This is a genomic window from Arthrobacter sp. 2YAF22_2 (assembly GCF_052114645.1).
Lineage (GTDB): Bacteria > Actinomycetota > Actinomycetes > Actinomycetales > Micrococcaceae > Arthrobacter.
In genome coordinates, this window is record NZ_JBFRFD010000352.1 from 1 (window position 1) to 3,899 (window position 3,899).

Annotated in this window: 3 protein-coding genes; all 3 read left to right on the forward strand. The window is 66.1% G+C overall.

Features of this window, described 5'->3' with window-relative positions; translation table 11 throughout:
- The coding region (typA, locus tag AB4Y86_RS13795) for a translational GTPase TypA (protein ID WP_441402780.1) at positions 1-1,848 on the forward strand (1,848 nt) is incomplete at its 5' end.
- Between the two features lie 30 nt (positions 1,849-1,878).
- The gene (locus AB4Y86_RS13800; protein ID WP_441402781.1) at positions 1,879-2,253 is read left to right on the forward strand and encodes a hypothetical protein; all 375 of its coding nucleotides are present in this window, start codon (positions 1,879-1,881) and stop codon (positions 2,251-2,253) included.
- A 483-nt stretch (positions 2,254-2,736) separates the two neighbouring features.
- Positions 2,737-3,546, forward strand: a complete 810-nt coding sequence (locus AB4Y86_RS13805; RefSeq protein WP_441402782.1) for a hypothetical protein — start codon at positions 2,737-2,739, stop codon at positions 3,544-3,546.
- Positions 3,547-3,899: the final 353 nt, after the last annotated feature.

A 3,899-nucleotide genomic window follows, 5' to 3' on the forward strand; every position in this document is an offset into this window, starting at 1 on the left:
GACCACGGCAAGACCACTCTGGTCGACGCCATGCTCAAGCAGACCAACTCATTTGCCGAGCACAACCACCTCGAAGACCGCGTGATGGACTCCGGTGACCTGGAACGCGAAAAGGGCATCACCATCCTGGCCAAGAACACCACGGTGGCCTACAACGGACCGTCCTCCAACGGCGAGACCATCACGATCAACGTGATAGACACCCCCGGCCACGCCGACTTCGGCGGCGAGGTCGAGCGCGGCCTGTCCATGGTCGACGGCGTGGTTCTCCTCGTCGATGCCTCTGAAGGTCCGCTGCCGCAGACCCGCTTCGTCCTGCGCAAGGCCCTCGCCGCGCACCTGCCGGTGATCCTGCTGGTCAACAAGACCGACCGCCCCGACGCGCGGATCGAAGAAGTTGTGCACGAGTCCATGGATCTGCTCCTGGGCCTGGCCTCCGACCTGGCCGACGAAGTTCCGGATCTGGACCTGGACAAGATCCTCAACGTCCCCGTGGTCTACGCTGCCGCCAAGGTCGGCCGCGCCTCGCTCGAACAGCCCGCCGACGGCTCTGCCCCGGAAAACGAGGACCTTGAACCGCTGTTCAAGACGATCATCGACCACATCCCGGCGCCTACCTACAACCCGAACGGTGTCCTGCAGGCGCACGTCACCAACCTGGACGCCTCGCCGTTCCTTGGCCGCCTGGCCCTGCTGCGGATCTACAACGGCACCCTGCGCAAGGGCCAGACCGTGGCCTGGGCCCGCGCCAACGGCGAGCTCAAGAACGTCAAGATCACCGAACTGCTCGCCACCAAGGCCCTGGACCGCGTACCGGCCGAGTCCGCGGGCCCGGGCGAAATTGTCGCCGTCGCCGGCATCGAGGAAATCACCATCGGTGAGACCTTGACCGACGTCGACAACCCGCAGCCGCTGCCGCTGATCACGGTTGACGACCCGGCCATCTCGATGACCATCGGTATCAACACCTCGCCGCTGGCCGGCAAGGTCAAGGGCGCGAAGGTCACCGCCCGCCAGGTCAAGGACCGCCTCGACAAGGAACTGATCGGTAACGTCTCCCTCAAGGTGCTCCCCACCGAGCGCCCGGATGCCTGGGAAGTCCAGGGCCGAGGCGAGCTGGCGCTGGCCATCCTGGTCGAGCAGATGCGCCGCGAAGGCTTTGAGCTGACCGTGGGCAAGCCCCAGGTTGTCACCAAGACCGTCGACGGCAAGATCCACGAGCCGATGGAACACATGACCATCGACGTGCCCGAAGAGTACCTGGGTGCCGTTACGCAGCTGATGGCAGCCCGCAAGGGCCGGATGACCAACATGGCCAACCACGGCACCGGCTGGTGCCGCATGGAGTTCATCGTTCCGGCCCGTGGCTTGATCGGGTTCCGCACCAAGTTCCTCACGGACACCCGTGGCGCCGGCATCGCCGCCTCGATCTCCGAGGGCTACGAGCCGTGGGCCGGCCCGATCGAGTACCGCACCAACGGTTCGATGATCGCCGACCGCGCCGGTGTTGTGACGCCGTTCGCCATGATCAACCTGCAGGAACGCGGTTCCTTCTTCGTCAAGCCCACCTCGGAGGTCTACGAAGGCATGATCGTCGGCGAGAACTCCCGCGCMGAYGACATGGACGTSAACATCACGAAGGAAAAGAAGCTCACCAACATGCGTGCGGCATCGTCCGACACCTTCGAGAACCTGACGCCGCCGCGCGATCTGACGCTCGAAGAATCGCTCGAATTCGCCCGCGAAGATGAGTGCGTCGAGGTCACCCCGGACGCCATCCGCATCCGGAAGCTCATCCTGGACACCAGCGAGCGCGCCAAGTCCAACCGTGCCCGCGCGAAGGTCTAAGTCCCGGACTCCGGGCTTCGGCTCTGCAACGTGACCAAGAGAGCTGCCGGTAGGGCAGGCGGTATTGCCGCCGCCCTGCCGGCAGCTCTTTTTGTTGCCCTGGCCGGCACTGCCCTGCACCGGCAAGCCGTGCCCGTCGCCGGCCTCGAACTGCCCTGGGGCGCCGCGGCCGCGCTGGTGTTGCTGGCCTCCGTGGAGCTGCTGCTGGCGGCGGCATTCCGGTCCGTTGTGCCGGCGGCAGTCTGCGGCGCAGGGTGCTACGCGCTGACGGGCTGGTGGGCCACGCTGGAGCCGGGCCGGCGCCTGATCCTCGGCGACCTGGCCGGCAACCTGTGGATCTTCGGGATTGCCGTGGTGACGGTCGGCATGCTCACTTGGTGCCGCCGCTACGCCCGCGTGCGCTAGTCCCGCCGGGGCCGGGGTGCTTGGGTGCTGATGTGCTTGGGTGCTTGGGCGCTTGGGCGCTTGGGTGCTGATGTGCTTGGGTGCTTGGGTGCTTGGGTGCTGGCGAGGCGTAGTGCTGGTTTGGTGCCCGCCCGGATGGGACATGCCCATTTTTGGTGCCCGGGAGTGGGCATAGTGGCATCATGTCCACTGCTGGCGCCGAGCACCGGACATGTCCTGGGCCGACCGAGGGACCTGTCCAGCGCTCACCCCGTCCGGATGGAGCATGCCCATTCTTGGATCCCGCGTCGGTGGGGCATGCCCGTTCTTCGCCCGTGTGGATGGGCACCCCTGGGGCAAGCCCATCGGCTGTGCCGAGCTCCCCGCCTCTCCAGGCGAGGGGACGAGATGCCCAGCCGTGCGTCCCGGGACCGGGCTAAGACTTGTGCACATAGCGGAAACCGGGGCTGTGCCCTGTCCGCCGCGCGACGACACGATGGGCCCATGATCAAAATCAACGACGTGCTTGCCGACTACGACGGCGTGGCCCGCGCCAAGCACCTCGCTGCCGGCGGGGTGTCCGATTTCCAGCTCAAAGCGGCCTTAGCCAGCGGCGCCGTGGCCCGGGTGTCCCGCGGGGTTTACGCCCTGCCGACGGCGGATCCGCAACTCGTTGCCATCAGGTCTCTTCCTGCTGAGCCTACCTGCGTCAGTGCCGCCCAGTTTGACGGTCTTTGGGTTCTCGAGCCACCCGAACAGCAGCATGTCGCCCTGACCCACAGCCGCAGCTACCCGGGCTTTGTCTGCCACCGCGCACCGGCGCCGCCGACACTTCTCGACGCCGTTGTCCAGAGCCTGCGTTGCTTGCCGGAATTGGATGGCCTCGTCATTGCCGAATCCGCGGTTGTCCTCAAGGGCCTCCCGCTGTCGGCCCTCCGACAGCGGCTATCGGGCCGCAACGACGCGCGGGAGCGCCGGATCGTCGCTTCGATTGTTCCGCAGTCGCAGTCGGTCATCGAGTGCATGGCCCGCTTCCAGTTACGGCGGGCCGGGTTTCACGTCGAGTCACAGGTCAATATTCCCGGCATGGGCCACCTGGACCTCATGGTGGACGGCAGGCTGGGGATTGAGACGGATGGCGCCGGTTTCCACATGGACCGAACCAGCTTCGAAGAGGACCGACGGCGGTGGAACGTCACTACGCGGCTCGGCGTCCCTACGTTGGTCGTGAGCTATCCGTTGTTGAAATATCGACCGCAGGAATTCATCGCCATGGTCCGGGAAGCTCTGAGCCGACTCTCCGCTGCCGCCTGAGAACCAGAACGGCGCACGCAGGCACTGATGAACATGCCCGCACCACCGTCATCGTTGGACATGTTCCACTGTTCTGACCCCAAAAGTGATGTGCGGCGGCCAATGGCCCGCGAAAAATGGGCATGCTCCCCGCGCTGGGCCGGGAGCAATGAGCATGCTCTCCGCACGGAGCCGCGGATGGACATCGTGGGATTATGTCCATCGCTCCTCGGGAAGGGCGGGTATGTCCCACGGAAGGGATTAGGGGAGGGCATGTCCCACGGAAAGGGTTAGGGGAGGGCATGTCCCCGGGGGCGCCGCGGCGGGGCGGGGGGAACCCGCTTGGCAGCCACGACAAGCGCCAGTGGGATGAC